The sequence below is a fragment of the Methylococcus capsulatus str. Texas = ATCC 19069 genome (assembly GCF_000424685.1).
Classification (GTDB): Bacteria; Pseudomonadota; Gammaproteobacteria; order Methylococcales; family Methylococcaceae; genus Methylococcus; species Methylococcus capsulatus.
The window spans coordinates 5,001-28,340 of record NZ_AUKJ01000017.1; the positions used below are offsets into that span (position 1 = coordinate 5,001).

18 protein-coding genes, 2 rRNA genes and 1 riboswitch (1 of these 21 cut by a window edge) are annotated in these 23,340 nt (G+C 63.7%); of the genes, 6 read left to right on the plus strand and 14 right to left on the minus strand.

What is annotated here, in order from left to right; genetic code table 11:
* Both H156_RS0104585 and rrf read left to right on the plus strand, forming a co-directional pair.
* A 23S ribosomal RNA gene (locus H156_RS0104585) occupies positions 1-221 on the plus strand; it begins 2,674 nt to the left of the window's first position.
* 97 nt (positions 222-318) lie between these two features.
* Positions 319-432: ribosomal RNA gene (gene rrf, locus H156_RS0104590) — 5S ribosomal RNA — on the plus strand.
* 76 nt (positions 433-508) lie between these two features.
* Here the strand turns inward: rrf and H156_RS0104595 are convergent.
* The 5 genes from H156_RS0104595 to H156_RS0104615 form a co-directional block, all read right to left on the minus strand.
* Complete coding sequence (locus tag H156_RS0104595; RefSeq protein ID WP_017364659.1) at positions 509-811, minus strand: DUF3240 family protein; 303 nt, start codon at positions 809-811, stop codon at positions 509-511.
* 3 nt (positions 812-814) lie between these two features.
* Positions 815-3,865, minus strand: coding sequence for an efflux RND transporter permease subunit (locus H156_RS0104600; protein WP_017364658.1), 3,051 nt, complete (start codon positions 3,863-3,865; stop codon positions 815-817).
* On the minus strand, positions 3,862-4,959 hold the full coding sequence (locus H156_RS0104605) for an efflux RND transporter periplasmic adaptor subunit (protein ID WP_010961928.1): 1,098 nt from the start codon (positions 4,957-4,959) through the stop codon (positions 3,862-3,864). The genes H156_RS0104600 and H156_RS0104605 overlap by 4 nt, the downstream gene beginning before the upstream one ends.
* A complete protein-coding gene (locus H156_RS0104610; RefSeq protein WP_036246132.1) occupies positions 4,956-6,125 on the minus strand; it encodes a TolC family protein in 1,170 nt (389 codons plus the stop codon). Before H156_RS0104610 ends, H156_RS0104605 begins: the two co-directional genes overlap by 4 nt.
* A gap of 176 nt (positions 6,126-6,301) precedes the next feature.
* Positions 6,302-6,709, minus strand: a complete 408-nt coding sequence (locus H156_RS0104615) for a hypothetical protein (protein WP_010961926.1) — start codon at positions 6,707-6,709, stop codon at positions 6,302-6,304.
* A 286-nt stretch (positions 6,710-6,995) separates the two neighbouring features.
* Here H156_RS0104615 and H156_RS0104620 point away from each other — a divergent pair, with 286 nt between their 5' ends.
* From H156_RS0104620 to kdoO, 3 genes are read left to right on the plus strand one after another with little or no spacing between them, the layout of a single operon-like run.
* A complete protein-coding gene (locus H156_RS0104620; RefSeq protein WP_238536815.1) occupies positions 6,996-9,674 on the plus strand; it encodes a UPF0182 family protein in 2,679 nt (892 codons plus the stop codon).
* 41 nt (positions 9,675-9,715) lie between these two features.
* On the plus strand, positions 9,716-10,801 hold the full coding sequence (gene thiO / locus H156_RS0104625) for a glycine oxidase ThiO (RefSeq protein WP_017364654.1): 1,086 nt from the start codon (positions 9,716-9,718) through the stop codon (positions 10,799-10,801).
* 50 nt (positions 10,802-10,851) lie between these two features.
* Positions 10,852-11,727 (plus strand): Kdo hydroxylase KdoO, encoded by an 876-nt coding sequence (gene kdoO / locus H156_RS0104630; RefSeq protein ID WP_017364653.1) that lies wholly within the window; start codon positions 10,852-10,854, stop codon positions 11,725-11,727.
* A gap of 4 nt (positions 11,728-11,731) precedes the next feature.
* Here kdoO and H156_RS0104635 read toward each other — a convergent pair whose 3' ends face one another.
* The 9 genes from H156_RS0104635 to H156_RS17750 form a co-directional block, all read right to left on the minus strand.
* Positions 11,732-12,781, minus strand: coding sequence for a glycosyltransferase family 9 protein (locus tag H156_RS0104635; RefSeq protein WP_017364652.1), 1,050 nt, complete (start codon positions 12,779-12,781; stop codon positions 11,732-11,734).
* Positions 12,778-13,446 (minus strand): sulfotransferase family 2 domain-containing protein, encoded by a 669-nt coding sequence (locus H156_RS0104640; RefSeq protein ID WP_010961921.1) that lies wholly within the window; start codon positions 13,444-13,446, stop codon positions 12,778-12,780. The genes H156_RS0104635 and H156_RS0104640 overlap by 4 nt, the downstream gene beginning before the upstream one ends.
* A 47-nt stretch (positions 13,447-13,493) precedes the next feature.
* Complete coding sequence (locus H156_RS0104645; protein WP_017364651.1) at positions 13,494-15,149, minus strand: cytochrome P450; 1,656 nt, start codon at positions 15,147-15,149, stop codon at positions 13,494-13,496.
* Positions 15,150-15,157: 8 nt separating this feature from the next.
* Positions 15,158-17,032 carry a phosphomethylpyrimidine synthase ThiC gene (gene thiC, locus H156_RS0104650; RefSeq protein WP_017364650.1) on the minus strand — a complete coding sequence of 625 codons (1,875 nt, stop codon included), beginning with the start codon at positions 17,030-17,032 and terminating at the stop codon, positions 15,158-15,160.
* Between the two features lie 64 nt (positions 17,033-17,096).
* Positions 17,097-17,194: riboswitch (TPP riboswitch) on the minus strand.
* Positions 17,195-17,258: 64 nt separating this feature from the next.
* Entirely contained in the window at positions 17,259-18,347 is a 1,089-nt protein-coding gene (locus H156_RS0104655) for an AI-2E family transporter (RefSeq protein WP_036246134.1), read from the minus strand.
* A gap of 175 nt (positions 18,348-18,522) precedes the next feature.
* A complete protein-coding gene (locus tag H156_RS0104660; RefSeq protein WP_017364648.1) occupies positions 18,523-19,350 on the minus strand; it encodes a F0F1 ATP synthase subunit gamma in 828 nt (275 codons plus the stop codon).
* Complete coding sequence (locus H156_RS0104665; RefSeq protein WP_010961916.1) at positions 19,347-20,858, minus strand: F0F1 ATP synthase subunit alpha; 1,512 nt, start codon at positions 20,856-20,858, stop codon at positions 19,347-19,349. Before H156_RS0104665 ends, H156_RS0104660 begins: the two co-directional genes overlap by 4 nt.
* Positions 20,818-21,882, minus strand: a complete 1,065-nt coding sequence (locus H156_RS0104670) for a helix-turn-helix domain-containing protein (protein ID WP_017364647.1) — start codon at positions 21,880-21,882, stop codon at positions 20,818-20,820. The genes H156_RS0104665 and H156_RS0104670 overlap by 41 nt, the downstream gene beginning before the upstream one ends.
* 145 nt (positions 21,883-22,027) lie before the next feature.
* Positions 22,028-22,810: a hypothetical protein gene (locus H156_RS17750; RefSeq protein ID WP_154656661.1), complete on the minus strand. Its 783-nt coding sequence runs from the start codon at positions 22,808-22,810 to the stop codon at positions 22,028-22,030.
* Positions 22,811-22,847: 37 nt separating this feature from the next.
* Here H156_RS17750 and H156_RS17755 point away from each other — a divergent pair, with 37 nt between their 5' ends.
* Positions 22,848-23,312, plus strand: a complete 465-nt coding sequence (locus H156_RS17755; protein WP_154656662.1) for a S8 family serine peptidase — start codon at positions 22,848-22,850, stop codon at positions 23,310-23,312.
* Positions 23,313-23,340 lie beyond the last annotated feature (28 nt).

Here is a 23,340-nt window from a genome sequence, read left to right on the forward strand (position 1 = left end):
TGGTGTTCCGGTTGTCATGCCAATGGCATTGCCGGGTAGCTATGTTCGGACAGGATAACCGCTGAAAGCATCTAAGCGGGAAGCCCCTCCCAAGATGAGATCTCCCTGGGACCGTGAGTCCCCTGAAGGGCCCTGGAAGACCACCAGGTTGATAGGTCGGGTGTGGAAGCCCAGTAATGGGTGAAGCTAACCGATACTAATGGCCCGTGAGGCTTGACCATATAACACCCAAGGCGTTTGGGTGTGTCCGGGACAGACCGTGGACGCAAGTGTACGTTGACCAGATTCCTCAGAGCTCGAGCTCGACAACCAGTTTTGCCTGGCGGCCAGAGCGAGCGGGAACCACCCGATCCCATCCCGACCTCGGAAGTGAAACCGCTTAGCGCCGATGATAGTGCAGAATACCTGTGCGAAAGTAGGGAACTGCCAGGCTCTCATCCCAATCAACCCCGAGTCCCTCCACAGGAACTCGGGGTTTTTATTTAGGGCCAGTTCGGCGCCGGCGCGGTCATAAACCGCCAACATCGAGTACCGGTGTCACCCAGTAGTGGATGCCACTGCCTCGGAAATCCGTACGTAACACATTTAGGGTGTCTCTCAAGCCGTCGGCGGAAAGCTGGGCCTCAAAGCGGATGCGCCGGGTCCGTCCAGCGACCTGCTCGTTCAGGCTCATGCCTTCGGTTCGGCTCGAATGGCTGGAGGCCGCCTGGCTGCTGAATCCTTGTATGGCTGGAGTGCTCAGCAGCCAGTCCACCAGAGGGTCTTCAAGCTGCGGGGGGGCCAGAAGCGTCAGCAGTACGAGATCGGACATGGGTCATTTCCCTTCGCCATAGCGGCGGTAGAGGATGGGGAGCAGAACGAGGGTTAAAAGCGTCGATGTGACCAATCCTCCCACCCCCACGATGGCCAGCGGTCGCTGGATTTCCGATCCGGGGCCGGTAGCGAACAGGAGGGGAATGAGCCCGAATGCTGCGATACTGGCGGTCATGAGCACAGGTCGCAGCCGCCGTGATGCGCCTAGGCGGACGACTTCATCCAGGGGAAGGCCGATGGCCCGAAGCTGATTGAAGTAGGTCACCATCACCACGCCGTTGAGGACGGCGATGCCCAAGAGGGAAATGAATCCCACGGAAGCGGAAACGGACAGGTATTCGCCGGACAACCAGAGGCTGGTGACCCCGCCGACCAGCGAGAAGGGGACATTGGTGAGGACCAGTATTGCCTGCCGGACCGATCCGAAGGTGGTGAACAGTAACAGAAAGATCAAACCGACCGATATGGGAATGACGATGGACAGGCGTTGCGCCGCACGCTGCTGGTTCTCGAACTGTCCGCCCCAGGTGAGGTAATAGCCGCTGGGGAGGGAGATTCGTTCGCCCACCGCCTTGCGTGCTTCTTCCACGAAGCCGACCAGGTCACGGCCCTGGACGTTGGTTCGGACCACCGAGAACCGCTGACCGCGCTCTCGGGTGATGGCAACCAGTCCCTCGGTACGCTCGACGCGGGCGACGGCGGATAGTGGCACGCGGCGACCGTCGGGGAGGGTCACCTGCAGCAACGCGAGTTGCTCGGGGTCGGCGGCCGCACGGAGCAGTAAAGGGGTCCGCTTGACGCCTTCCTGCACGATGCCCAGCTTGAGTCCCTCGATCTGGGCGCGCAGCATGCGTTCCAGGGTGTCGCCGTCGAGTCCCAGGCGTCCTGTCGCGAGGCGGTCGATCCGAACCCGGAGGTATTGCATGCCAGCATTGCGCATCGTGAACACGTCGGAGGCGCCCTCCACTGACCGGATCACCTCGGCGATGGTTTCGGCCTTTTCGTTGAGTACCGCGATGTCGGGACCGTAGAGCTTGACGGCTACGTCACCGCGTACTCCCGTGAGCATCTCCGTGACCCGCATCTGGATCGGCTGAGTGAAGCCGAAAGCGATACCAGGCAGGGTTTCCAGGACTTTCCGGATGTCTTCCACCAGTGCTTCGCGGGTTTTGCCGTTCCATTGATCGGTGGGCTTGAGAACGACGAAGTTGTCGGTTTCGTTCAGTCCCATCGGGTCCAGTCCGATTTCATCCGAGCCCACACGCGATATGACCCGCTCGATCTCGGGAATGTGGTCGAGCAGCGCTTTCTGGAGCTGTTGATCCAGCCGGACCGATTGTTCCAGATTGATCGAGGGCAGTTTTTCCACCTGGACGATGATGCTGCCTTCATCCAGCGTCGGCATGAAGGTCTTGCCGATCTGGGTATAGATCACCCCTGTCAGCGCGAGCAGGATGGCGGCGATGACGATCACCGGGCGGCTGTGGTCGAGCGCCCACCGTAGCACCGGTTCATAGTATTCATGGAGCTTGCGGGCGAGCCACGGTTCCTCGTGTTTGACCCTACGCATCAGCCACGACGCCAGGACCGGGATGACCAGCAGCGACATGAACAGCGAGCCGCCCATGGCGAATACGTTGGTGAAGGCCACGGGCTTGAACAGCTTCCCTTCGAGTCCCTGCAACGACAGGAGGGGTACGAAGACGATGGCGATGATGAGGGCGCCCGACACCACTGGGGCGGTGACCTCTCGCATGGCCCGGTAGATGAGGTGTAGCCGCGGCAGTTTGCCTTGCATTCTGGGATCGGCCAGATGGGTCGTGATGTTCTCCACGACCACGACGGCCGGATCGACCAGTTTGCCGATGGCGATGGCCAGACCGCCGAGGCTCATCAGGTTGGCCGAAAGGCCGAACTGGTGCATCAGCAGGAAGGTGAAAAGCGCTGAAAGTGGCAGTATGCAAGCCACGGTCAAGGCGGCGCGCAGATCGCCGAGGAACAGGAGGAGGAGGATGACGACGAGCACGATGGCTTCCACCAGGGCGCGGACGACGGTATGGGTGGCACGGTTCACCAAATCACTGCGGTCGTAAAACACATCGAGCACGACGCCTTCAGGGAGAGCGGGACGGATTTCCTCGAGTTTCCGTTTGACGCCCTGGACCACCTCCCGCGCGTTGGCGCCGCGCAGTCCCAGCACGAGCCCCTCCACGGCCTCGTCCCGGCCGTCCCGGCTGACCGCGCCGTAGCGGGTCAGGGCGCCGATCCGTACTTCGGCTACATCGCCGATGGTGATGGTGACACCGTTCTGGTTGGCGATGACGATGGATCGGACATCGTCCAGATCCCGGATCTGGCCTTCGGCGCGGACGAGCAACGCTTCTTCTCCCTCCGGCAGGCGGCCTGCGCCGTCGTTACGGTTGTTGAGCTTGAGCGCTCCGATCAAGGCTTCCATGGTGATGCCGCGCGAGGACATGCCCGCGTTGTTCGGGATCACCTCGAAACTTCGCACCGTCCCGCCCAGGGTGTTGACGTCGGCCACGCCGGGCACCGTGCGAAGCGCCGGACGGATGACCCAGTCCAGCAGGTTCCGCCGCTCCATCAAAGTGAGGTCGCCACCTTCGACGGTGAACATGAACATTTCACCCAGCGGGGTTGTCATGGGCGCCATGCCGCCTTCGATCCCGTCGGGCAGGTTGCCCCAGACGCCGTTCAGCCGTTCGGCGACCTGCTGTCGCGCCCAGTAGATGTCGGTGCCTTCTTCGAAGTCGATGGTGATGTCGGTCAGTGCATATTTGGCGATGGATCGCAGCATGGTCTGCTTCGGAATGCCGAGCAGTTCCAACTCGATGGGGGCAGTGATGCGGGTTTCGACCTCCTCCGGTGTCATGCCGGGGGCTTTTACGATGACCTTGACCTGGGTGGGTGAGACATCGGGGAAAGCGTCGATGGGGATCCGCAGTGTGGCGACATAACCGGCACCCGCCAGCAGTGCGGTGAGAAGGACGACCAACAGGCGCTGCGTCAGAGCGAACTGGATCAGCCGGCTCATTCGTCACCTCCTCCGAGACCGGTCCAGGCGCCCTTCAGCGCCGCGACGCCCTGGACGGCGACCCGGTCGTCGGCCGTCAAGCCTTCGTGAATGATGGCTTGACGCCCGTCCACGGCGGCGACCTTCACCGGTCGTACCGCGAAGCCGTCGGATGTCCGGACGAACACGTATTGCCGCCCGTCCTGGCTGATGATCGCGGCGAGCGGTACCCGGCAGATGAAATCGGTACTAGCGTGCATGACCTGGACGTTGACGTTCTGGCCGGCTCGGACACTGTCGTCGTGCTCGTCGATGACCGCGCGCACCAGGGCTGTCTGGCTGTCTGGCCGTACGTTCTGGCTGACTTCTATGATCGTCGCCCGGATTCGCGGTGAATCCAGTTCGACCCGGTCTTTCAGCCGGATTTCACTCAGTCGCTCCTGCGGCATGTCGATTTCCAGCCACAACTGGTCGACATTGCCAATGCGGAACAGTGGCGCCAGCATGCTGACCCGCTGACCCACGGTGGCCAGGCGTTCCAGCAGCACGCCACGGATCGGTGTGCGCAGCAACAGGGTATTGCTGATGCTGCGTGTCCGTTTGAGTTCTGCTATGTCCTTCGCCGACATCCCGCTGGCATCGAGCACCTGCTCGGCCTGGCGCAGATTGGCCTGGGCCTTGTCGAAGGTGCTACGGGTCTCCTGCCAGCGCAGCTTCGAGATGACCCCTTCGTCGAGCAGCTTCTGGTCCCGATTCAGCTTGGAGCCGGCGAGCTCGTATTCGGTGGCGGCATTGAGGAGATCTCTTTGGAGGGTCAGCAGGTCCGGGCTTTGCATTTCCGCGACGACCTGTCCCGGTGCCACCGAGGATCCCAGCGCCACGTCGATCCGGGTGATGACACCGGCCTGCGGTGCGCTGACGATGAATTCCCGGTCCGGCGGAATGACGACGCGCGCCGGTGCCCACGCCAGGGGCAAGGCATTGACGATTTCGGGTTTTGCGACACGCACGTCGAGATGCTCGATCTGCTGGGCGTCCATCTTGACGAGGGTGTCGGCCGCGAGGGCTGGCGCCGTCAGGAGACTGATCACGGCGGGGAAAAGCGCAAGCTTCATGGTGTCACCCCCACCACCTGGTTATAAGCGGCGATGTCCCGCTTCAACTGGATTTCCTTCTGCATCGCGTCCCAGATGGCCGCCTGTGCCGTGGTCTGGACCTTCAGAAAGTCGATCATCTGGATTTCCCCTGTTTCGAGTGCGATGCGGTTCATCCGGATCAGTGTCTCGGCCATCTGGCGCCGGTTCCTGGCGATGTCCAGGGCCTTGCGGTCCGCCTCCAGGGTTTGCTGCGCCTGCTTGAGCGATCGCTGGAGCAGGCGGATCAGGTTGTCGCGTTCCGTGATCTTCTGAGTCAGCGCGAGATTCGCCTGGGCGACGAAGGGTTCATTATAAGCATCGCCCCCGATCGGTATCTGGAGGACCACGTTGGTGTCGTTCTGCAGGTTTTTGTTGATGAAGGCGCGATGCTGGGCGCCGATCAGGACGGTGGGCTGGGTACCTTGCTTCCATTGCCGGACGAATTCCACATCGGCCTGGGCGCGCTCGATCATGGCATTCAGGGCGGCCAGCTGGGGGTGTTCCTCGGTGATGGCAGTCAGCCTGGAGAGCTCTTCATCGAATTTGTCAGGTGCCGCCGGCATTCGGGTCAGGTTAGCGAAAGCTTGGTGGGCATGCTGAAGGTCGACGGCAGCCTGGGTGAGCGCGGTCTTCTTTTCCAAAGAGTCACTTTGTGCCAGCAGCAGGTCGGCCTGGGCGAGATCGCCGAGCTCGACCCGACGTTTGACCGTTTCGACCAGTTTCAGCGACACCTCGTACACCGTCCTGGTGAACTGATGACGGTTTTGCATCATCTTGAGATTCCACAGACTCTCCCGGACCAGGCCCGCGACCTCGTGTTTGAGTCCCAGGCCGAACCGTTCGGTGCTTTCGGCCGCCCGGTCGGTGACTGCCAGGCTCGCATCCCGCTGTCCCCAGCGCCAGAGGGGGACCTGGTAGCCCCATTGCGTCATGCCCTCGCCGTCGCCGGCGATGTTCTGGTTGTTCTGGATGTAGACCATCGGGTAGCCAGGAATCCAGCTGTCACTGCGCTGCTGCAGAGCGCTGGTTTCCAGGCGCATGGCGTCGATCATCGCCGTTTGCGGATAGTTTTCGAAAGTGGTTTGCACCACGCTGTGTAGACTGAGCCGTGGGTCGAAAGGCAGCAGCCCGGCAGGCTCAGCCATGGCGTCCTCCTCGCCGCGGGCGGAAGCCGAAGCGATCACGAGGAGAACACCGAGGAGTCCATGAAGGGGGATCATCGGCAGTACCGGATTCATGGTGTCAGCATGCCCGCCGCCGTCTCGGTTTCGAGGGAGCGTCGGTGGGCGCCGTTATGTGCGGGGAAGCCGCGATGCGAAGATCAGGCGTCGGCCGGCGGGGCGCGTGCCGAATGCGGCTGGACTACCGGGAAGCCGTAAGGAAGCGGGATGAATGGATCACGGGGGAACTCTGCCGCGCGCTCCAGTGTCACTGGGGCGGTGTCGTGGTGGCAGGGAGGATGGTCCGGCGTCTGCTCGTGCGTCCAGCGGGGGGATGAGACACGAGAGGGTTCCAGGATGCCGCCCTGCATCGCCACCACGACGGAAGTCTCGGCCCCCGCATCCGGGACGTGCCATCCTTCCCCCGGCGTGCGCTCGAGAAACTCGAGACCGGGCACATGGAATTTGCCCCAGGGTTCGCCGTCGGCCGGATGGGCATGGACCAAAGGTGCCCACACCTGGATCAGTACCAGGACACACAGCGTGAGGAGTCGGGTGTGTCGATTCAAAGAAGGGAACCCCATTCCGCAGGCGTTGAGCAGCCGTCTCGGCAGTTTCGGGGAAGCTTGCGATCGCTTCCACAGTGTTTCAAGTATACCCGAAATCGCCCGCCCGGCGCATGCCGGCTCCGTCCGGCGTCGCCTACCGGATTGCGGGGCAGTCAGGTATCATCTAGGGGCTTGGCACGCCCGCGCGAACAAGGCTGCTCGCGCCATAGCATGCGCCTGCCGCCTGCGCTCCATCCTCCTGCAAGCCCTTCCAAGTAAGAGTGACAAGACGCCGAACGAGGACGATATGGGAAACTGGAAACGACTGCTGACGTCCGCAGCCGTGGTCATGGTGGTGTTGGCGGGACTGTTGCTGGCGATCGTGCTAGCGGCCACGCATTTCCTGGTCGAGTGGTGGTGGTTCAAGTCGCTGGACCTCGGTGCATATTTCTGGCTGCGCTTCCTTTACCGCTACATCTTGTCCGGGGGGGTGACCCTTTTCTTCTTCCTGATCTTTTTCTTGAATTTCTGGGCTGCATCCCAGTATCTGGGGGTCGATCAGGCAATTTATGCCGCGGGGTCGGAAGAATCGCGCTACCGGCGCTGGCTGCGCATGTTTCAGACAGGAGCGCTGCCGGTCTATCTGCCCCTGTCGGTGTTTTTGGCGGTGCTGGTCGCACTGCCGTTCTACCACGAGTGGGAGGCCGGTCTCCTGTTCTTTTTCGCCCCCGCTGCCGGTGTCACCGAGCCGGTGTTTGGGGAGGACGCCGGATTTCACATGTTCCGGATCCCGATCCTGGTCCTGATCCAGTCAGAGTTACTGGTGTGTGCCAGTGTGCTGGCCGTCATGGTGGCGGCACTCTACTGGGTGGAGCACGAATTCTCGCCGGCCCACCGGCGGCCGTGGCCCCGGGGCGCCCGCATTCATTTGAATCTGCTGGTGGTGCTGGTTGCCGTGGTGGCGGCCTGGGGGTACGTGCTGCAGCGGGATGAACTGCTTTACGTCGACGCCCATGAGCCCGTGTTTTTCGGCCCCGGTCTGATCGAGCTCCGCTACCATTTGCCCCTCATCTGGGTCGAGATCGTCTCCCTCGTCGTCGGCGTCGTTGCTGCGCTGTGGTTCGCTCAGCGTCATCGCGGTCTCAAGCTGGCACTGACCTGCGCGCTGGTATGGGTTTCCGCTGCCGCACTTCGCAAGATCGACGTGGTGCCGCAGCTGATCGACCGCTTCGTAGTCAAGCCGAATCCGGTGAAAACCGAGCGCGAATTCATCAAGTACAACATCGAGGCGACGCTGGCGGCATTCGACCTCGACGAAATCCGGACCATCGACATCACGGCGGCGCCAGAGGGGTCCGAAACCATCGATCCGCATGTCCGCGAGCATCTGCACAACATCCCGGTCTGGGATCCGGAATACCTGGATGACGTGTACCAGCAGCTTCAGGGCATACGGCCGTACTACAGTTTCACGGAGGTCGACACCGCGCGCTATCTCGTCAACGGGCAGATCGAACAGGTCAATCTGGCGGCCCGCGAAATCAACCTTGCCAAGCTGCCCGAGGAGGCCAGGAACTGGGAGAACATCCATCTGCGCTATACCCATGGCTACGGTGCGGTGATCACGCCGGCGGCGCAGTCGGGCGACCAGCCGATGCAGTGGTGGCTCAGGGATCTGAACATGCATTCGGACGTCGGTTTGACCACCGAGAAGCCCGACATCTATTTCGGCCTGGAAAACCTGGATTACGCGATCGTTCCCAACCGGCTCAACATCGTCGACATCGCCAGTTTCGATCAGGGGTCCAGCCAAAACTATTCGGGCAATGGCGGCGTGCCGATTTCCTCCCTCCTCAGGCGTCTGCTTCTGTCCATCTATTTCCGTGATGAGCGGCTGTTTTTCTCGCTCAACATCACCGAGAGCAGCCAGGCGCTGTTCCATCGCAACATCATCGAGCGTATCAACACGGTCACGCCATTCCTGGCGCTGGATCGCGATCCCTACATCGTGGTGACCCCACAGCGGATTTTCTGGATCGTCGATGCCTATACCACGCTCAATTCCTATCCGGTTTCCAAGCGCATGCGCTACAAGTTCCGCGGCGACACCGAAGAGCGCGAATTCAATTACATTCGCAACTCGGTCAAGATCGTGGTCGATGCTTTCGACGGGTCGCTGGATTATTACGTCGTGGATCACGACGATCCGGTGCTGAAAGGCTATATCAAGGCCTATCCCGGTCTGTTCCAGGATGCCAGCGCCATGCCGCCGCTGATCCGCGACCAGCTCCGGTTCCCGCATGACTTCTTCGAGATCCAGATGCGGATGTACGCCAAATACCACCAAACCCAGCCGGAACTGTTCTATCAGCAGGCGGAGACCTGGGATTTCGCCAAGGTCGGCGTCCGGCTGCGCGATGGCCGGACCGTGATGCGGACGGTGGCACCCTACTATTTCACGACTCAGCTCGATGGCTGCGAAAACATGCAGAATTTCGTGCTGATCAATCCGATGACGCCGATCGGGCGCAACAACATGAGCGTGCTGGCGATCGGCGGTGCATTGCGCCCAGACGCCTGCGGCATGCCTTACTCGAAGTCTATCGTCCTCTACAAGTACAGTAAGGACGTCCAGGTCGACGGTCCGGCGCAGGTGAGCGCGATGATCGATCAGGATGCCGAAATCGCCAAAGAGTTCGCCCTATGGGATCAAAAGGGCTCGCATCTCACCCGCGGCCGCATCATCATCGTGCCCATCGGGCGATCGCTGTTGTACGTGCAACCGGTCTACATCGAGTCCACCAGCAGCGTCAAGATTCCGGAGCTCGCGCGGGTGATCTTGTCGATGGGAGACATCGTGGTGATGGAGACCTCTCTGGAGGCGGCGCTGAACAAGCTGGAAGAGCGGCTCATCGCTTTGCAGAAGGCGAGAGGGATCGTGCCGGTGTCCCCGGTGCGCGACTCCCCCGGCATGCATCCCATGTGAGGCGGATGTTCGCGTCACTCGCGTCAGGGACACCGTAGGCAGTGAAGTCGACCGACGTTCTCATCATCGGTGCTGGGATCAGCGGCCTCCTGGCGGCGCGTGAACTAGCCGCGGCGGGCCGGTCGGTTAGGATCGTGGACAAGGGGCCGGCCGGACGCGAGTCCTCCTGGGCGGGGGGAGGCATTCTGTCGCCGCTTCGTCCCTGGCGCATGCCGGAAGCCGTCACTGCGCTCTGTGCCTGGAGCCAGCAGTGCTATCCCGGCCTCGTGGAAGAGTTGCTGGAATCGACTGGTCTGGATCCCGAATGGCGGCAAAGCGGGCTGTTGATACTGGATCCGGAGGAACCTGCGGCAATCGATGCCTGGTGCGCCGCGCACGGGGTCCGGCGCGAGTGGATCGAGCCCGCCGCCCTGGCCTCGCTGGAACCCCGGCTAGCGCCGTCCTCCCGGCCGGCGATCCGTCTGCCCGGGGTCGCGCAGGTGCGCAATCCCCGGCTGTTGCGCGCGATCCTGGCCGATGTCCGCCGACTCGGCATCGCCATCGAGGAAGACGCTGCGGTGACCGCTATCGAAGCGCGGGACGGGAGGGTCTCGAGGGTGGCGACCGCGAAGGGGGTGTTCGTGGCAGAAACCTATCTCGTCACGGCCGGTGCCTGGTCCGCGGAAGTGCTCGGGGCTTTGCTCCCGAACCTGCCCGTCGTTCCGGTCAAGGGGCAGATGCTGGCGTTCCAGGCGTCGGGCGGGCTCGTCGAGCACATCGTGCTGGCAGGAGATCGTTACCTCATTCCGCGGCGGGATGGGATAGTGCTGTGCGGCAGCACCGTGGAACGGCGCCAGTTCGACAAGGTTCCGGATGTCGAAGGGCGGCGGATCTTGCTGGAATTCGCCTGCCGCTGGCTGTCGGCGCTGGCGGACGCGGAGGTCGTCGGCCATTGGGCCGGGCTGCGTCCGGGATCGCCCGAAGGCATTCCGTTCATCGGTCCGGTACCGTCGTTCGCCAATCTGTATCTGAGCTGCGGCCATTTCCGCAACGGCCTGACCATGGCCCCCGCCTCGGCCCGGCTCGTGGCCGACCTGATTCTCGGCCGTCCGCCGATCGTGCCGGCCCAGCCTTATGGCGTGCCGTAGGGGCGGACGAATCCGGATAACGACAAGGCATCAGGAGAGAGGTACAGCATATGAGCAGAATATTCGAGTTCGGCGGCGCCGACTGGGAGGCGTCTTTTTCCGCGAAGGAGCGTGCCGACGCATTGAATGAAATCGAGCAGGGCAAGATCCTGTACTTCCCCCGACTCGGATTCGCGATCGAGGAGCACGAGAAGACCTTCCTTTCACCGGAGACGGTGGGCAGGAGCAAGAACGTCAGCTTCGATGCCGCGACTGGCGACCTGCACGGTATCGGCCCGGCGGTGGCCGATGTGGAGGCGCTGCGGAGCATGATGGCGCGGTTCGCCGGCCGGGCCGCCGGCTTGGTGGCGAGACTGCTGCCGGAATACAGCGCCGCCCTGGTGCAGGGCCGCACCAGCTTCCGGCCGGTGGAAGCCGCCGGCCGCGCGAGTTCCTGGCGCAAGGACGACACCCGGCTGCATGTCGACGCCTTTCCGTCGTCCCCCGTGCAGGGGAGAAGGCTCCTGCGCGTGTTCAGCAACGTGAACCCGGAAGGCCGCCCCCGCTGCTGGCGGCTGGGCGAGCCGTTCGAGCCCATGGCCAGGCGCTTCCTGCCCTCCATTCCGGCGCCGTTTCCCGGCAGTGCTCCCCTCCTGCAGTGGCTGGGGCTGACCAAGAGCCGCCGCAGTAACTACGACCACTACATGCTGCAACTGCATGACAGAATGAAGGCGGACATGGCTTATCAGGCGGAGGTGGATCAGGTGTCGTTCGATTTTCCTCCTTCGACAACCTGGCTGGTGTTCACCGACCAGGCCTCGCATGCCGTGATGTCCGGCCAGTACCTGCTGGAGCAGACCTTCTATGTGCCGGTCGAAGCCCTGCGCGATCCCGCCACGTCCCCGCTCAGGATACTGGAGCGGCTGACGGGGCGGGCTCTGGTTTGAGGGCTCAAGGCCGGTGCAGGATGCCGTCGATTGCGGCGAGGGCCTTCTCGACCGTGAGTCGCGCCATGCAGGTGAAGGCTCCGCCGCAGGTGGGGCGGCGTTCGCAGGGCGAGCAGGGCAGGGCTTCGTACAGCACCACTGCATCTTCCCTCCCCGTTTCCAGATAGGGGGCGGTGGAGCCGAACAGGGCGACAGTGGGGCGCCCGAGGGCGATGCTCATATGGGTCAGACCTGTATCCACGCCGACGCCTAAACCGGCGCGCCGGATCAATGCGCCGCTGACGGCCAGTCCGGTTCTTCCCGTGAGATTCTCGAGGTCCGATCGGCAGCGGCTCCGTATTCTTTCGGCCCGTTCAGTGTCGCCCGGCCCGCCCAGCATCACGACGGGCCAGCCGTAACGGGCGCTGATCTCATCGGCCAGGGTCGACCAGTTCCCGTCGATCCAGTGCTTCTGGGGACGGGTGGTGAAGGGGAAGATCGCCGCATAAGGGCCGGTGATCCCGAGCGAATCCAGGATCTTTGCGGCCTCCGCCATGGCCTCGTCTCCCGGCGCGAAATCCATGGCGAAGGACTCGGTGTCGAGTCCAAGTTCGATGGCCAGTTTGAGGTAGTCGTTGCCGATGGCGTTGGACTCGGTGCGGCGGTCGATGCGCTTCGTCATCAGGAATTGGCTGCCTTCGCGTGAGCCGAGGCCGATGCGGGTCTTACCGCCGGCCAAAGCCGCCCACACGCCGCTCTTCAGGAGTCCCTGCAGGTCCAGGACCCAGTCGAAGCGCTCTTCCCGCAGGCTCCGTACCAAGTTGCGGAACTCCTCGAGCAGGGCGCCGTAATGCCCTTCCTTACGCAGCCTGGCCCAGCGGGCGCGCGGCCAGATCGCGACCCGGTCCAGCCGTGGATTGTGCCTCAGCAGATCCTGGTTGGCTTCGTCGGCCAGCCAGACCAGCCGGGCCTGGGGAAACGTCTGCCGCAGCACCGGAATCAGGGCGGAAGCGAAGACGATGTCACCGATGGCGCCGAGCCGGACGATGAGGATGGAGCCGGGGCGGTCCGTCACGGGAATGGCTCGTCGAAGCGGTAGCCAAAGCGCTCGATGTCGGGGCGGTAGTGCGCTTCGATCAGTTCGGCGGTGGTGTCGTTGTAATAGCGCCGGTAGTCCTTGTTGCGGTCGGTGGCCTTGCGGCTGTGCAGCAGTTTGGGGCAGGCGATGCCGATGCGGCGGCAGGCTTCCTCGAAGTCCTCGGCGAGGCGTTCGTAACGGCCGACGAAATCGACGATGAGGTTGCCATGCAGGTCGACCAGATAGTCCGTCTGCAGTTCGATCGACATGTCGGCGTGATACTGCGGTGCGCGCTCGGGGTCGAGTTTCCAGCACAGGAATGCCTCGAAGTCGTCGCGGCCTTCCAGCAGATCGGGCCGTTCGCGCCGGATGTGATGGTAGGAGCTGACCTGCAGATCCCAGGGATTGCGCACGAAGGCGAACTTGAACAGCTTCTGATACAACTCGCGCGGCAGCATCTCCATGGCGGCGATGGCCTTGGCGTGGCGCGGGAACTTGGCGCCGATCTCGTGGCCGGTGAGCGCACTGAGCTTGCTGCACAGGAACTGCGGGATACGGGCAGGATCGGTCCATTTGTAGCGCCACAGCGAGTCCCGCACGCTGGTTCCGCCGGTCTTGGCGATATGGACGAACAGGAAGTTGTAGCGGAGCGAGAGCAGCATCTTGCTAGCGATTGAGACTGGAAGAAAATTTTTTCGACACCCTCACCCTAATCCTCGCCCGAAGGCGAGAGGGAGCGATCCCGCGTGGCGGGATCGCGCTGAGGCAGGATTTTGATCGCCCGTGCCGGGCAGAATCTTTCCGCAGCCAGGGCGGCTCCGGCCAGGACGGGATCGGGCGTCTCGCTGAGCAGCGTCAGTCGGCCATCTTCGTCGACCCGGAAAATCTCCGGTGCTTCGGCCATGCAGTTGCCGTGGCCCTTGCACAGGTCCCGGTCGACGGTCACCCGGAAGGCGCCCCGCAGCGTTTCGGCAGGCGCCTCACCGGCACTCGCCTTTGCATCCACGGCAGCCGGCGCGTCGCGCCTGCGGTAGCGGATCAGGCAGGGCGAGGCCGGTTCGACCACCATTTTCCTGTAGTCGTCCCGGTAGGATTCGGGCGCCGCGGCCAGCTCGAATTCGTAGTTCCGCAGCAGGACGCAGACGATGGCCTTGATCTGGAACATCGCGAAGGCGTTGCCCGAGCATTTGTGGCGGCCGCCGCCGAAGGCCTGCCAACCGTACAGGTCCTTGTCCTCGGCCCGTCCCGGGGTGTAGCGGTCGGGATCGAACAGTTCGGGGTTGGGGAACAGCTCGGGAATCCGGTGCGTGACCGAAGGTGCGGCGCAAACGAACTTGCCGGCCTCGATGCGCATCCCCTGGACCTCGAAATCCTTCATCACCTTGCGCATCAGCAGGATCAGCGGCGGATGCAGCCGCAGCACTTCCTTGATGACGTTCTCCAGCTGCGGCATCTGCCGGAGCGATTCGAAAGTCACCCGACCGTGGGTCTCGAACAGGGCGTCGATCTCCGCCCGCACCCGGCGCAGGTATTCCGGGCGCCGCAGCAGCTCGATCAGCACCCAGGCGGTGGTCCCCGAACTGGTGTGGTGGCCGGCGAAGATGGTCGCGATCAGCATCCCGGTGATTTCATGGGGCGTCAGCTTGCTGCCGTCGTCGTAGCTGGCGTCGATCAGCATCTGGAACACATTGGTGCTGCGCTCCTGCGAGCGGGCGCGCCGCTCCATGATCTGGGTCACCAGTTCCTGCAGCCTTACCCGCGCCTGGTCGCGGCGTTTGAACACCGGCAGCGGCAGGTTGGGGAAGACATAGGCGATCGGCTGGATGCCCATTTCCAGGTCGCGGTAGATGCCGGCGAATTCGGTGTTCAGCTCGTGGCGGAACTCCGCGCCCAGCAGGCAGTGGCTGGAGGTGTAGATCGTGAGTTCCTTGGTGAGCTCCAGCAGGTCGATGGTGCCGGCATCCTTCCAGTCCCGGAGCATGGCCTCGACTTCGGCGACGATGATCTCGGAGTAGGTGCGCATCGGCTTGTCGCGCAGCGCCGGCATCAGCATCTGCAACTGCTGGTTCTTGCGCTCGATCCGGGCGTCGAACACCACGCCGCGGCCAAAGATCGGTGTCATGATCCGGTAGGCTGGCCCCTGGTCGAGCACTTCGTCCGGGGCCCGGTAGAAGGCCTCGCTGGCCCGGCTGCCGGTGAGCAGCACCATGCGCTGGTGGAACATCCGGAACTCGGCGACGTCCCCGAACTCGTGCCGCAGGGCCATCAGGAATGCATGGGGGTTCTTGCCGAATTCCAGGATATGGCCCAGCAAAGGCAGGCCGCCCGGCTTGACCGGCGGTGTGTTCGAAGGGGGATGGCTCATCGTCGCGGTCAGGTGCGCTGGTAGACCTCGGCCCCGGACCTCACGAACTCGTCCGATTTTTCTTCCATGCCTTTCGCCAGGGCTTGCGCCTCGTCCAGACCGTGTTCGCGGGCATAGTCGCGCACGTCCTGGGTGATCTTCATCGAGCAGAAATGCGGGCCGCACATGGAGCAGAAATGCGCCTGTTTCGCCCCTTCCTGGGGCAGTGTCTCGTCGTGGAATTCCAACGCCTTCTCCGGGTCCAGCGACAGGTTGAACTGATCCTGCCAGCGGAACTCGAAGCGCGCCTTGGACAGGGCGTTGTCGCGCGCCTGGGCGCCGGGGTGGCCCTTGGCCAGATCCGCCGCGTGGGCGGCGATCTTGTAGGCGATGATGCCGTCGCGCACGTCCTGCTTGTTCGGCAGGCCCAGATGCTCCTTGGGCGTGACGTAGCACAGCATGGCCGTGCCGTACCAGCCGATCATGGCGGCGCCGATGGCCGAGGTGATGTGGTCATAGCCCGGCGCGATGTCGGTGGTCAAGGGTCCCAGGGTGTAGAAGGGCGCCTCGTGGCAATGCTTGAGCTGCTCCTCCATGTTGGCCTTGATCATGTGCATGGGCACGTGGCCGGGGCCTTCGATCATCACCTGCACGTCGTGCTTCCAGGCGATCTGGGTCAGCTCGCCGAGGGTGCGCAGCTCCGCGAACTGGGCTTCGTCGTTGGCGTCGGCGATGGAACCGGGGCGCAGGCCGTCACCCAGGGAGAAGGCCACGTCGTAGGCCTTCATGATCTCGCAGATGTCCTCGAAATGGGTGTAGAGGAAGCTCTCCTTGTGGTGGGCCAGGCACCATTTGGCCATGATGGAGCCGCCCCGGGACACGATGCCGGTGGTGCGCTTGGCGGTCAGCGGGATGAAGGGCAGGCGGATGCCGGCATGGATGGTGAAATAGTCCACCCCCTGCTCGGCCTGCTCGATCAGCGTGTCACGGAAGATTTCCCAGGTCAGCTCCTCGGCCTTGCCGTCCACCTTTTCCAGCGCCTGGTAGATCGGCACGGTGCCGATGGGCACCGGGGAATTGCGGATGATCCATTCGCGGGTCTCGTGGATGTTCTTGCCCGTGGACAGGTCCATCACCGTGTCGCCGCCCCAGCGGATCGCCCACAGCATCTTTTCCACTTCCTCTTCTATCGAAGAGCTGACGGCGGAATTGCCGAGGTTGCAGTTGATCTTCACCAGAAAGTTGCGGCCGATGATCATCGGCTCCGATTCCGGGTGGTTGATGTTGCTGGGGATGATGGCCCGGCCGCGGGCGACTTCGTCGCGGACGAATTCGGGGGTGATGACCTGGGGGATGGCCGCGCCGAAGGCTTCTCCCGGATGCTGGAACTTGTATGTCTCCGCCAGCGCTTCCAGTTTCTGGTTCTCGCGGATGGCGACGAACTCCATCTCCGGCGTGATGATGCCCTGCCTGGCGTAGTGCATCTGGGTGACGTTGGCGCCGCCCTTCGCCCGGCGGGGCGCGCGGATATGCTCGAAGCGCAGGGACGCCAGAGCCGGATCGCGCTGGCGCTGAAGGCCGTAGGATGACGAGGGCCCCTTCAGCAGCTCGGTGTCCCCGCGTTCCTCGATCCAGGGCTCGCGCAAGGGCGGCAGGCCCAGTCTCAGGTCGACCGATACGGTGGGGTCGGTATAGGGGCCGGAGGTGTCGTAGACATAGACCGGCGGGTTCTTTTCCCGGCCCGTGTTGGTGGGTGTGTCCGACTGGCTGATCTTGCGCATTGGGACGCGCAGGTCCGGGCGGCTGCCCTGGAGGTAGACTTTTTCCGAGGCCGCGAACGGCTGGATCGAGGCTTTCTTGGCGGTGACGGCCTCGTGCAGGATTTCTTGGGGGATCGCGCTCATCGTTGGCTCCTGGTTGGACACGGATAAGGCGCGCGGGGGAGGATGTCGATCGGGTTCTTCGAACGGCTCGAAAGCTCAGCTTCCCTACGCCGGTATCAGCCGGATCAGGTTCGAAGGGTGTCTCTCAGCCCGGCCATTCGCCAGGCACCCCCAGCCTTACGGACCGCTCACGGTAATGCATCGAAGGGGTGATTTCAAGCATTCCGTCCGGATGGCGATTCCGAAGCTAGCGGCGCTCCCCCGGCCCGGTGCCGCTCCCGTCTTCGCCCCGCAGTCCCGCCTCCCGCACCTGCTGCAGCCATTCCCGCCACACCGCCAGCGCCATCGCCAGGATCACCGGCCCCAGGACCAGGCCGATGAAGCCGAAGCTGGCGAGCCCGCCCAGCACGCCGAACATCACCAGCACGAACGGTATGTGCGTGGCGCTGCTGATCACCAGGGGACGGATGATGTTGTCGATCCAGCTGATCACCAGCGTGCCCCAAAGGGCCAGAGAGACGCCGGCCCAGGTTTCGCCCTGCAATAAGAGCCAGATACTGACGGAGCCCCAGGCGAACGGCGTCCCGAACGGGATCATTGCGATCAGGGTCGTCGCGATCCCGAGCACGATCGGCGCTTTCACGCCGACTATCCAGTAGCCCAGGCCGGCGAGGAAACCCTGCGCGAGGGCGGTCAGGACGATGCCGTAGAGGACGGCCTTGACCGTTGCTTCGATCGTGGCGAAATACCCTTTCAGCCGTTCACCGAGCACTCGGGTAAACACCTTCCGGACATCCGAAGCCAATTGCAAGCCGTCGCGGAACAGGAAGAACAGGGTGAACAGTGTCATGAACAACACGGCGGCGTTCTGCACCAGGGTGGTCATGATTCCGAGCACCGGGGAGCCGAGGCGTCGGACCCACTCGGGCGCATGCCGTTTCAGCAGGCCGTGGAGGTCTTCGAACTGGTCGACCACGGCCTGGAGTTCGTTTCCGAAATAGGGAATGTGCGAGACGAAATCGGGCAGCCTGGGCTTTTGTTCCAGCCAGTCCGGGAGCGAGCGGATCAGTTCCGAGACCTCGCCTTGCAGCAATACGGCGAGCCAGATCAAGGGCGCCAATACCACGGACCCCAGCAGCGCCGTCGTCACCAGGGCCGAAAGGGTCTTCCGGCCCTCGAACCGCCGCTGGCTCCAGGCATGGAGCGGCCAGGCGACGTAGGAAACGAAGACCGCCCAGCCGATCGAAACCAGGAAAGGCCGCACCACGGCATAGGTCAGGCTGGCCAGAGCGGCGAGCAACAGGGCGATCGTGATCAGGCGGACGCTTCGGTTCATGCTTCGGACGGTTTGCTCGAGCCGGTTCGTGCCCGATTTCGCAGGCGGCTTCCCGTCGGCGTTGGCGGTGTGTCTTCCGGCGGTTCGGCCCTGACGCATCCGAAAGAGGCGGACATATCCAGGGTGGCAAGAAACCGGGACGGCTTGGCCAGTTTGCGCAACAGGCCGGTGCGTTTCAAGCCGGATCCAGGGCTTCGGCGCCGAGGAGGATGACCTGCAGTTCCTCGGTGATCTCCTCCTGGCGCAGGCGGTTGTTGCCCGAGCGCAAGGCATTCAGAGTGTCTTCGATGCGGCGGGTGGCCCCGTCGAGGTGGCGGATGCGGTACTGGTGTTCGCTCAAAAGGGAGCGATCCAGCAGCCAGTGCAGCAAGGCGAACAGATAATGTTCGACGAGGTGGTGGAATACCGCTTCCGGCGGCTGGTACAGCAATGGCGGAAACGGATTGCCGGGTGCGGCGGAGGCCTTGCCGAAAGGCGGAACGATCCGTGTTTCCAGCACCGCTTCCGCATCGTCGGCATGGTGGAGAGCGATGATCCGCAGCGGGCCGAGGTTTTCGAGGAGCTGGTTGACGGCGTCGATCAGGGCCGGGAGCCGTTCGGCGGTTTCATCCGCCGTGAGCGGACCGGGCAGTTGGCTCTCGCAAACAGTCTGCTGGGAAAGTTCGGCGCCGATCCGGCTGCCTATGACGATCACCGGTTCCCCGGGAGATCGTCGCTGTTCCAGTGCGGCGCGCAGACGGGTGTTGAAGTCACCGCAGAAACCCCGCTCGGAGCCCACCACCAGCCATGCCGTATTCGGCGGCTCGACGGGCGCGAGTGCCGGATGATGGCTCATCAGCTCCCGACCGAGGCCTCGCAGCGCCGCTTCCAACTGACGCTGACATTCCACGGAACGCGTCAGCCGGCGGCTTTCGATCACGGCCAGCATGCGCATCGAATCGAGGATGCCGGCGATTTCGCCGAGCGTCTTCATCCGCCGCCGGAGGACGTGGCGGCGGCTCATGCTTCGCCTCGCGCCGGTTCCGGCAGGTTCTGCCTCAGCCACGTCAGCCAGTCGGTGCGCGAGGCTTCCAGCGGCGGCGATCCGTTCCGGAGGGCGGAGTTCAGTTCGTTCAAGGCGTGTTGAACACTGCCGGGAGGCATGGCGTCCAAAAGCCCTTCGTTGTAGGCGGTCATCCAGGCGAGCTGGAATTCCGGCGGCAGCGGTTGCAGGCGCTCCTGCCTGAGGATCTCCCGCAGCAGCCGGCCGCGTCTGATCCGGGCTTCCATCCCGCTTTCCAGCCGCGCCCCGAACCGGGTGAAGATCTCGAGCTCCAGAAATTGCAGGTAGTCCAGCTTCATCCGTCCGGCTTCCTCCTTGATGCGCGGATGCTGGGCCTTGCCGCCGATGCGGGAGACCGAGCGGGTGACGTCTATTGCTGGCTTGAAGCCAGCGGCGAAGAGGTCGGAGTCCAGGTAGATCTGGCCGTCCGTGATCGAAATCAGGTTGGTGGGGATATAGGCCTCGATTTCCCCCAAACGGGTTTCCACGATGGGCAGGGCCGTCATGCTGCCGCCGCCGTTGGCGGGGTTCAGCGCCGTGGCGCGCTCCAGCAGCCGGGCGTGGAGATAAAAGATGTCGCCGGGGTAGGCCTCCCGCCCTGGCGGGCGCCGCAGCAGCAACGACAGTTCGCGGTAGGTCTGGGCGTGCGTGCTCAGGTCGTCGTAGACCACCAGTGTGTCGTGCCCGCGCGCCATCCAGTCTTCGGCGATGGCGCAGCCGGCGAACGGGGCCAGGTACTTGAGGCCCGGCAAAGAGCCGGCTTCGCCCACCACCACCGTGGTGTAAGCGAGTGCTCCGTAGTTGCGCAGCAGTTCGATGGTGCCGACCACGGTGGATCGCTTCTGGCCGATCAGTACGTAGACACAGCGTACCTCTCGGCCTTTCTGGTTCAGGACCGCGTCGATCGCCAAGCTGCTGCGCCCCGTTCCCTCGTCGCCGATGATCAGCTGGCGCTGGCCCTTGCCGATCGGCACCAGGGTGTCGACCAGCCGGGTACCGGTGTAGAGCGGCTGCTGCACGAAGTCGCGCGCAATGATGGGGGGCGAAGGGCTGTCGAGCGGGCGACGGTTGCGGGTTTCCAGGGGACGCCCGCCGTCCAGCGGATTGCCGATCGGGTCGATCACCCGCCCGAGCAGAGTCTCGCCGACCGGCACGTCGAGCGTCCTCCCGGCCAGCCGGGCCGGGGTGCCGGCGGTCAGGTTTTCGCTCTGGTGCAGCAGCACGGCGCCGATGCGCTTCTTGGTCAGGGCGAACACCACGGCCCAGCTCCCGTCCTCGAACATCAGCACATCGTCCATCGCCGCCGAGGGCAGGCCGGTCACCCAGGCGATGCCGTCCCCGACGGAAGCCACTGTGCCGTATTCGCCGATGCGCAGGCGGGGCCGGTAGTCGCCGATGTGGACCGCTTGCGCGAGCGGGGAAGCCGGCTCAGAAATCCGGGGCGTTGAGTTCTCTGACCCAGCGTTCATAGCTGCGATCGATGGGTTGGTCATGACCCTTGGCAGTATAGCGGACGGCCTGCAGGCCGATGAACCGCGCCTCGCTCGGACTCATGCCGAAGGCACGACGGAAGCTCCTGCTGAAATGGGCCTCGTTGCGGTAACCCACCCGGTAAGCGATCTCGCTGACACGCCTTGGCCGGGAGGCCGGTCGGGTCAGTTCCAGGAAAGCGCGCCGCAGCCGTTGCTGCTGGATGTAACGGGTGATTCCCCCCAGTGGCTGGAACAGGGAATAGAGGTAGGAACGCGACACGCGGAAGTCCGCCGCCAGGGATTCCGGCGTCAGCCGGGGATCGCCCAGATGATTCCCGATGTGGCGGCGTACCGTTTCCAGCAAGACGGCCCCGGTTTCCGGACGGTCTTCCTCGACACGGCCGCCGCCGAAATAGGCGCCGATCAGATGGACCAGTCCCCGAGCTATGCATTGGGCCTCGTCGGAACTCAGGGTCGTCGCGACCTCCCACAGCGTAGCGATGTGCTGGCTCAGCAGGCGTCCGCAGGCCGAGTCTCGGGGCAGTGACCGGCCATGCAGTCGCTCGGGTGCGCCAAGATGAGGTGCCAGCAGATCACGCGGCAGCATCAGTGTCAGATTGCGGAAATCGCTGGCGCAGGAATCCAGCGGTTGGGTCAGGTCGAGCAGGAAGACGTCACCCGGCTGCACGGTACTGTGTCTCTCGCCCCATCGGCCGCGGGTCGTGCCGTATTGGTAGACCTGGATGATGCAATGATCCAAGCCGTCGCGCGCGATCAGTGGCGATTTGCGCTGAAAGCACTGTCCGACGCTGGCCGTATCCGCCAGTAGCATGGACCCGAGATGACAGGTCGTCAGCGTTGCGGCAAAGGGTGCAGAGCCTGTCTCGACTTCCCGCTCCACGTCGAAAATGACGGAGATGCTCTCCTTCCAGATCGAATAGCGGTCCTCTGCTGGAAGACTGCCCAGATCGAAGCGGGCGATCGGCACCTTGTCCTGAAGCTGTTCGGAGCTATTCCCCATTTCGTTGCCTTCTTCGGCTTTGTCGAGGGTCCGGTGATCGCGTATCCGCTCGCCGTGGCAGCGACGGGAAGACGAACCGCTGGCGTCCTGGACGCGAAGGCAAGAAATCGTGGACGCAGAGAACGATCCGGCGTCCCGATTTTATCTATGATGTTGGCCCGGATGCGATATTGGTCCTCGAACGCACTGAATCACACCGGATTTCACGAAACGCCAAAGTGCCAGCGGCAAGGTCAACGGGGTACCACCTTTCGGGAAAACGGGAGTTGCGATGAAAAGGCTGTCGGCGGTTTCCATGGCATCGTTGCTGCTGGCTGCAGCGGCCATCTCGAGTGGGGCGGCGGATGCGCCGGTTTCGATCGTCGTCATGTTCGAAAGCGATGTCGACCGGGATGAGCTCGGGGCGGTGAGCGCCGCCGAGCTTGGTCGGCTGCAGGCGGACACCGGTTTGGATTTCGAATGGGTGGGGAATACCCGGACCAACGCGAGGATTTTCCGGACGCCCGCTGCGTTGACCCGAGATGAGGCGACGGCCCTGGCACGAAGGATCGGTGTCATGGAGGGTGTGCTGTGGGCTGCCGTCGAAGCCGGGCAGGGCACGGTATATGCCCGGTCGGCCTTGCCCGCCGTTGCCGGCATCGAGGAATTCATCATCAGATTCAAACGCGGGGCTGGCTCGTTGCCGCTGGATGCCGCGAAACTCTCGGCCGTCGCCGGCGCAGGTCTGGTCCCGACACCGGAAACCGTAGGCGCGGCGCAGGTGTACCGCCTCCTTCGTCCGGTGAGCCTGACGGAGGCGGGAGAGATCGAGCGGCGCCTCGAAGCCCTGCCGGAGGTGCGCTATGCCGATCCGGTGACGCGCATGAAGGCACAGGCGACTGCCGAGCCGGTCACGCCCAGCGACGAATATTTCCCCCAGCAGTGGCATCTTCAGAGCGGTCCCGGGGCGGTTGCCGGCTCGGCCAATGTGCAGGCCGCCTGGTCGCTCATCCGGGGGGGCGCCCGAAATCACGGTTGCCGTGCTGGACAGCGGCGTCCTGTTCGCCCCGACCCATCCCGACCTCGAAAACCGGCTGGCATACCGGAATGCGGAGAAAACCGTGATCGTCGGCTGGGACATGATCCGGAATCCGAGATTCGCGCGGGACGGCAATGCCCGCGACAAAAAGCCGAAGGACGAGGGCGACTGGGAGACGGTGGGCTGGTGCGGGAAAGAGGATGGAAGACCCGTGCCTTCGGAGTTCAAGCCTGCCGAATGGCACGGCAGCCACGTCGCCGGCATCATCGGCGCCGTCACCGACAACGGTATCGGCGTGCCCGCATCGAACCCGTCCGGGTGCTCGGCCCCCGTGCGCAATGATGCCGAGGCGCCTTCCCGCTTTTGGCGTGCCAGTCCGATGACTCCTGAATCCATGAGGGTGATTCAATGAGGCTGCCGTGGTGTGGCGGATGGTCGAT